The 518-nt window shown below is 44.6% G+C and carries 1 pseudogene; it reads right to left on the bottom strand.

Going from position 1 to position 518, the window contains the following annotated elements:
* Positions 1–297: pseudogene (locus E3E28_RS10730) on the bottom strand (hydrogenase); the annotation flags it as partial.
* Positions 298–518 lie beyond the last annotated feature (221 nt).

Here is a 518-nt window from a genome sequence, read left to right as displayed (position 1 = left end):
TATTTTCAGCCCGTGGATATCACAGGAGTGTACCCCGAAGAGGACGAACGGTTCATCGTTGATACCATTCTCCCATCTGCCGTTCTTCAGGCGGAGAATCGTGTCCCTGGGCATTACGAAGAACTTCTTCGGTGGGAGCATTGTCCTGTTGTAATCAAGGGACATCTCTTCCGCCCTCTGAACCTCCTGGAAAGAATAGATGTTGCCCTTTTTTACGGGGCCGTATACTTTTCCTAGGGCCTTTAATGAGTTGAAGAACTTCTCAAAATTTTCGGAAGACAATTTTATGTATCTCAAGGGCATCACCGCCTTGTAAGGGCTTACAGTTTTAAGTTTGTAAAGGGGTGATTTAAGAATTTTTCAAACGGTTGGTTGTTAACCAGATGTTGCGAACTTGTACTTTAGTGCACCCTTATAAACATTGGTGTCGAGACTTTTTCGAAAACCCTCCTGGTGATGCAAGATGGAATCCTCCTTTGATTACATACTCTCTTATCCCCCGGAACCGAGTTCACTGA

The sequence above is a fragment of the Thermococcus sp. 21S9 genome (assembly GCF_012027635.1).
In the GTDB taxonomy this organism is placed as follows: domain Archaea; phylum Methanobacteriota_B; class Thermococci; order Thermococcales; family Thermococcaceae; genus Thermococcus.
Note: the sequence above shows the minus strand (reverse complement) of the source record. Positions and strands in the feature narration are given on the sequence as shown.